Here is a 5,983-nt window from a genome sequence, read left to right on the forward strand (position 1 = left end):
ACGCGCAGGCGCAGGCGCCTGCGCCTGAGCCAACGCCGCTGCGCCCCAGAAGGCGAAGCCTCCCACGGCGATCAGGATTTTTTTCATCATCGTTCTTCTGCGAATGTCTCGCGGTGCCACAAATATTAAATACATGGAGTCGGCAGATGGAGGCCGCGCTCGATAATTCGATCGCGGATGCGGACCTTTGCCGCATTCTTGCCGACTTTTATCGCCAACGCCTTTCCTGCATGACTTTCACGCCCAAGACGCTGCTTCGTGTTTCCGTGGTGGTTGCGCTCGTCACCATCCTGCTCAAGGGCCTGGCGGGCTATGTGACCAACTCGATGGGCCTGATCTCCGATGCGATGGAGTCCTTCGTCAACCTTGCCAGCGCGATGTTCGCGCTGGGCATGGTGACCATCGCCTCGCGGCCGGCCGATGAAGACCATCCCTACGGCCACCACAAGGCCGAATATTTCTCTTCGGGCTTCGAGGGCATCCTGATCGTCGGCGCGGCGGCCGCCATCCTCTGGGTCTCGGTGCAGCGGCTGCTTGCGCCGCAGCCGCTCGAGCAGCTGGGCTGGGGGCTCGGGCTCTCGGTGGTCAGCTCGGGCTTCAACGCGGCCCTGGCTTTTGCGCTGTTCCGCGCCGCGCGGACGCACCGCTCGATTGCGCTCGAAGCCGATGCGCGGCACCTGATGACCGACGTGTGGACCTCGGCCGGGGTGGTGATCGGCATCGTGGCCGTGCACTTCAGCGGCTGGCTCTGGCTCGACCCGGTGCTGGCCATTGGCGTGGCGCTCAACATCGTGCGCGAAGGCGTCAGGCTGGTGTGGCGCTCGTCGCAGGGGCTGATGGACGAGGCGCTCGACGCAGAGACCATTGCCACGCTGCGCGCCACGCTCGACCAGTTTGCCGCACGCATGCCGGAAGGCACGCGCATGCGCTTCGACGACATGGTGACGCGGCGCGCGGGCCAGCGCCGCTTTGCCGACCTGCACATGCATGTGCCCGGCGAGTGGACGCTGCAGCATGCCGCCGCGATGCGCGAYGAGCTGGAGCAGGCATTGATGGACGCCGTGCCGGGCCTGCGCGTGACCATCCAGCTGCTGCCGCTGGGCATGGAAGCGCGCGGGCCGCGCATCGAGGAAGAAGCCGCATGAAAGCCATCGTCCAGCGCGTGGCCAGTGCGCGCGTCGACATCGCAGGGCAGACCGTCGGCGCGATCGGCGCCGGCCTGCTGGTGCTGCTGTGCGCCGAGCGCGGCGATGCCGATGCCATGGCCGACCGCATGCTTGCCAAGCTCCTGAAGCTGCGCATCTTTTCGGACGAGGCGGGCAAGATGAACCGCAGCGTGCAGGACATCGGCGGCGGCCTGCTGGTCGTGAGCCAGTTCACGCTGGCGGCCGACGTGAGCGGCGGCAACCGGCCCAGCTTCACGCAGGCGGCCGCGCCCGACGAGGGGCGGCGGCTCTACGACTATTTCGTGGACCGGGCCCGCGCCGCCCATCCGGTGGTGGCCACCGGCGAGTTCGGCGCCGACATGCAGGTGCACCTGGTCAACGACGGGCCGGTGACCATCCCGCTGCAGATGGCGTAGCGCCGCCGCGCGCGGGTCTCAGCGGCCGTACGGATTGCGGATGCCGACGCCCGCGAGGATCTCGATCTCGCGCGCTTCCATGGCCTCGGCGTCGGCCTCGCCGGTCTCGTGGTCCCAGCCCTGCGCATGCAGCGTGCCGTGAACCAGCAGGTGCGCGTAATGCGCGGCCAGGGTCTTGCGGTGCTCCTTCGCCTCGCTCGCGACCACCGGCGCGCACAGCACCAGGTCGGCCATCACCATCGGGCTCTGGGTGTAGTCGAAGGTCAGAACGTTGGTGGCGTAGTCCTTGCCGCGGAACTCGCGGTTCAGGCGCTGGCCTTCCTCGGCATCGACGATGCGCACCGTGATCTCCGCGTCGATCTCGAGTGCATGGCGGATCCAGCGCGCGACGCTGTGGCGCGGCAGCGCGGCACGGTGCCGCTCGACGCCCTTGAAGCGCGCGAACTGCAGCGAAAGGGACAGTGCGGGCAATGCCATCTCAATGCGCCCCGCCGCGTTTGCGCTGCCCGTCGTAGGCATCGACGATCTTGGCCACCAGCGGATGCCGCACCACGTCGGCGCTGGTGAAGTGCGTGATCGAGATGCCGTTCACGCGCCTGAGCACGCGCTCGGCATCGATGAGGCCGCTCAGCTGCTGCTTGGGCAGGTCGATCTGGCTCACGTCGCCCGTCACCACCGCCTTGGCGCCGAAGCCGATGCGCGTGAGGAACATCTTCATCTGCTCGACGGTGGTGTTCTGCGCCTCGTCGAGGATGACGAAGGCGTTGTTCAGCGTGCGCCCGCGCATGAAGGCCAGCGGCGCGATCTCGAGCGCATTGCGCTCGAAGGCCTTCTGCACCTTCTCGAAGCCCATCAGGTCGTAGAGCGCGTCGTACAGCGGGCGCAGGTAGGGGTCGACCTTCTGCGTCAGGTCGCCCGGCAGGAAGCCGAGCCGCTCGCCGGCTTCCACCGCCGGCCGCGTGAGCACGATGCGCTGCACCGCGGCGCGCTCCAGCGCATCGACCGCGCAGGCCACCGCGAGGTAGGTCTTGCCGGTGCCGGCCGGGCCGATGCCGAAGGTGATGTCGTGCTTGGCGATGTTGTCGAGGTACAGCGCCTGCGTGGGCGTGCGCGCGCGCAGGTCGGCGCGGCGGGTGACGAGCAGGGCCGAGTCCTCGTCGCTCATCGAGCCGTCGCCCGCGAGCGTGAGCTGCACCACGGCCGGATCGATCGGGCGCTGCGCGATCTCGTAGAGCGCCTGCAGCACGTCCATGGCGCGCTGCGCGGCGGCCTTGGGGCCGTCGACCTTGAACTGCTCGTGGCGGTGCGCGATCTTCACGCCCAGGGCCTCCTCGATGCGGCGCAGGTGCGCGTCCAGCGGGCCGCACAGGTGGCCCAGGCGCGAGTTGTTGGGGGGAGCAAAGGTGTGTCGCAGAATCACGCCGGACATTTCAAGGAAAAAGGGCACCCATGATAGGCAAACTCACCGGCATCCTGGCCGAGCGCAACCCACCGCAGGTGGTGGTGGACTGCAACGGCGTCGGCTACGAGGTCGATGTGCCGATGAGCACGTTCTACAACCTGCCCGGCACCGGAGAGCRCGTTTCGCTGCTCACGCACTTCGTGGTGCGCGAGGACGCGCAGATTCTCTACGGTTTCGGCACCGCCGAGGAGCGTGCGGCCTTTCGGCAACTCATCAAGATCAGCGGCGTGGGCCCGCGCACCGCGCTCGGCCTGCTGTCGGGCATGAGCGTGGGCGAGCTGGCGCAGGCGATCACCACGCAGGAGCTCGGCCGGCTCGTGAAGATCCCGGGCATCGGCAAGAAGACCGCCGAGCGGCTGCTGCTCGAACTCAAGGGCAAGCTGGGCGCCGACATCGGTCTGCCCGCCCATGCGGCCACCGACGCGCAGGCCGACATCCTGCAGGCGCTGGTCGCGCTGGGCTACAGCGACAAGGAAGCCGCGCTGGCGCTCAAGGCGCTGCCCAAGGACGCGACGGTGAGCGAGGGGATCAAGCTGGCGCTGAAGGCATTGGCGAAATAACCGGGCGCGTGCGCGGCGCCGGTCATTCGGGCGTCAGCCCGATCTCCTTCACCAGCGCGCCCCAGTCGCGCATGTCCTTCTGGATCGTCGCCGCGAACTGCTCGGGCGTGTTCTGCGGCAGGTCGTTGAAGTTCAGCTCGTACATGCGGCGCACCACCGCAGGGTCGCGCAGCACCTGGTTCACGGCTTCGTTGAGCTTCTTCACGACGGCCACCGGCGTCTTGGCCGGCGCCAGCAGGCCGTACCAGGCGTAGGTGGTGAAGGGGTAGCCGCTCTCGGTCATGGTCGGCACGTCGGGCAGCATCGGGATGCGCGAGGGGCCGCTGTTGGCCAGCGCGCGGATGCGGCCGGCACGCACGATCTCCACGGTCGACGAGATGTCGGCGAACGCCGCATCCACCTGGCCGCCCACCAGGTCCTGCACGCAGGGGCCGCTGCCCTTGTACGGTACGTGCGTCATCACCAGGCCGGCCTGCTTCTTGAGGCTTTCCATCGCCAGGTGGCCGCCCGAGCCGTTGCCCCAGGAGCAGTAGCTCAGCTTGTCGGGCCGCGCCTTGGCGTAAGCGACGAACTCCTGGATCGTTTTCACCGGCAGGTCCTTGCGCACCAGCAGCAGGTTGCCGCCGCGCCCGACCTGCGCCACCGGCGCAAAGTCCTTCAAAGGGTCGTAGGGCAGCTTCTTGTAGAGGCTGGGGTTCACCACCATGGCCGCGGCATAGGTGAACAGCAGCCGGTAGCCGTCGGGCGCTGCGCGCGCTGCCAGGTCGGTGCCGAGGATGCCGTTGGCGCCCGGGCGGTTGTCGACGATGAAGGTCTGCTTCAGCTTCTTGCCGAGTGCGTCGGCGATCAGGCGCGCGATGGTGTCGGTGCCGCCGGCCGGCGCGGTAGGCACCACCAGCGTCACGGGCTTGTCGGGGTAGCTGTCGGCCTGCGCATGGCTGGCGGCGGCCAGTGCGGCCAGGCCGCAGGCGGCGAGCGTGCGCAGGCTGCGGCGCAAGGATGTTGTGCTTGTCATGGTCCGTGTCTCCGATGGAAAGGCTTCAGCGCATGCCGAAGCGCGCCTGCGTGCCTTGTTCGATCATGTCCGCGCCGACGCGGTACAGGTTGCGCGAGACGTAACTGGGCACTTCGCGCGCACGCTCGCGCAGCCATTCGGCCTTGAGCGAGCGCGCCTCGGCGATCTCGGGGGCGTCGCCCTCGGCGGTGGCCAGCAGGTCGATCACGTGCAGCGCGAGCTGCCACTGCTTGGCCGCCGCCAGCTTGCGCGCCTGGTCGATCACGCCGCGCTTGTCGGTGATGGCGTCGGCCACGGCGCGGCCGATGGCCTCGGGCGCGGCCGGGTGCAGCGAGGTCGGGTTGCGGTCCCACCAGCCGTTCTCCGAGCGGTAGATGTCGCGCACGATGTAGCCGGGATCGCCGTAGGTGGGCTTCATCCAGTCGACCGCGAAGAGCTCGTCGGGAAAGCGGATGCGCGCCAGCACGTCGCGCTCGTTGAGCCCTTCGTTCATGAGCCGCACCACCTCGGCGCGCAGCCAGCGCAGCGCGCGGGCCGTGTGCAGGAGCACGTGCTGCACCTGCTCTTCGCCTTCGAGCGTGGCGCCGAATTCGCGCACCGCCTTGCGCGGCTTCAACGCTGCCAATGCCTCCAGCGTGTCGGCCCAGCGCACCGTGTCGCGCATCGTGCGAAAGGGCGTGCCGATGTTGGGAATGGAGTCGATCAGCGCCGCGCCGCCGTACAGCACGCGCTGCGCGGGGCTCCAGAGCGCGATCGCATCGTCGGTTTCCGACGGTGCCCAGCGCAGCTCGACGCGGCGCTCGCCGCTGCCGATYTGCAGCAGGCCGTCGAAGGTTTCGGTCGGCGGGTGCATCACAAGGCGATGGTCGAAGAAGCCCGGCGGGCGGTTGAACTGGATCTCGGCCATGCGGTGCTGCAGGGCCAGCGTCTCGCCGTAGCGCGCGAGGCGGCGCGGCACGTTGCGGTGCGCAATGATTCGCGGCGGCGCATCGCCGCGCGCGGCGGCATGGGCCAGCCACATCGGCACGCCGGCGTTGTAGCCGATGTGGCCATGGCTGAAGCACAGCGCATGCACCGGCGCGTCGCTGAGCTGGCGCAGCGCATCGATCATGCCCTCTGTCACCGAGCCGCCCGGGCCGGCATCGATCACGACCAGGCCCGCGTCGGTCTCGGCCACGAAAGACTGCCCCTGCCCGCGCAGGATGTGCAGGCCCGGCGCCACGGTCTCGGTGCCGGTGCCGACGATGAGGAAGGGCTTTTCAGCGGTGGCGGTCATGCGGTTTCCTTGGTGACGGTGAGGGGCGGCAGCAGGTAGTGGCCGTCGAGCAGTTCGGCGCGCGGCACGTAGGCGCGCAGGCAGAGGT

The 5,983-nt window shown here is 68.9% G+C and carries 7 protein-coding genes; 3 read left to right on the forward strand and 4 right to left on the reverse strand.

All coding sequences use genetic code 11. From position 1 onward, the window contains the following. Positions 1–230: 230 nt before the first annotated feature. Positions 231–1,145: a cation diffusion facilitator family transporter gene (locus AC1DOC_RS15825; protein WP_027730707.1), complete on the forward strand. Its 915-nt coding sequence runs from the start codon at positions 231–233 to the stop codon at positions 1,143–1,145. Beyond that, entirely contained in the window at positions 1,142–1,582 is a 441-nt protein-coding gene (gene dtd, locus AC1DOC_RS15830) for a D-aminoacyl-tRNA deacylase (protein WP_018906190.1), read from the forward strand. Before AC1DOC_RS15825 ends, dtd begins: the two co-directional genes overlap by 4 nt. 18 nt (positions 1,583–1,600) lie before the next feature. Here dtd and ybeY read toward each other — a convergent pair whose 3' ends face one another. Further along, positions 1,601–2,059: an rRNA maturation RNase YbeY gene (gene ybeY, locus AC1DOC_RS15835; RefSeq protein ID WP_018906191.1), complete on the reverse strand. Its 459-nt coding sequence runs from the start codon at positions 2,057–2,059 to the stop codon at positions 1,601–1,603. A 1-nt stretch (position 2,060) separates the two neighbouring features. Beyond that, the gene (locus AC1DOC_RS15840; RefSeq protein ID WP_018906192.1) at positions 2,061–3,011 is read right to left on the reverse strand and encodes a PhoH family protein; all 951 of its coding nucleotides are present in this window, start codon (positions 3,009–3,011) and stop codon (positions 2,061–2,063) included. Positions 3,012–3,031: 20 nt separating this feature from the next. On the opposite strand from AC1DOC_RS15840, the gene ruvA reads away from it, so the two are divergent. After that, entirely contained in the window at positions 3,032–3,604 is a 573-nt protein-coding gene (gene ruvA, locus AC1DOC_RS15845) for a Holliday junction branch migration protein RuvA (RefSeq protein ID WP_478130061.1), read from the forward strand. A 22-nt stretch (positions 3,605–3,626) separates the two neighbouring features. Here the strand turns inward: ruvA and AC1DOC_RS15850 are convergent, their stop codons facing one another. Together AC1DOC_RS15850 and AC1DOC_RS15855 are read right to left on the reverse strand one after the other, a co-directional pair. Further along, on the reverse strand, positions 3,627–4,619 hold the full coding sequence (locus AC1DOC_RS15850) for a Bug family tripartite tricarboxylate transporter substrate binding protein (protein ID WP_155247881.1): 993 nt from the start codon (positions 4,617–4,619) through the stop codon (positions 3,627–3,629). A 25-nt stretch (positions 4,620–4,644) separates the two neighbouring features. Beyond that, a complete protein-coding gene (locus tag AC1DOC_RS15855; protein ID WP_436289758.1) occupies positions 4,645–5,895 on the reverse strand; it encodes an alkyl sulfatase dimerization domain-containing protein in 1,251 nt (416 codons plus the stop codon). Between the last annotated feature and the right edge of the window lie 88 nt (positions 5,896–5,983).

The sequence above is a fragment of the Variovorax sp. 01T439_2 genome (genome assembly GCF_056398445.1).

Bases quoted from the DNA above. Each gene is read 5' to 3' on its own strand.
- AC1DOC_RS15850 (WP_155247881.1), bottom strand. From the start codon at position 4,619: ATGACAAGCACAACATCCTTGCGCCGCAGCCTGCGCACGCTCGCCGCC.
- dtd (WP_018906190.1), top strand. From the start codon at position 1,142: ATGAAAGCCATCGTCCAGCGCGTGGCCAGTGCGCGCGTCGACATCGCA.
- AC1DOC_RS15840 (WP_018906192.1), bottom strand. From the start codon at position 3,011: ATGTCCGGCGTGATTCTGCGACACACCTTTGCTCCCCCCAACAACTCG.
- ybeY (WP_018906191.1), bottom strand. From the start codon at position 2,059: ATGGCATTGCCCGCACTGTCCCTTTCGCTGCAGTTCGCGCGCTTCAAG.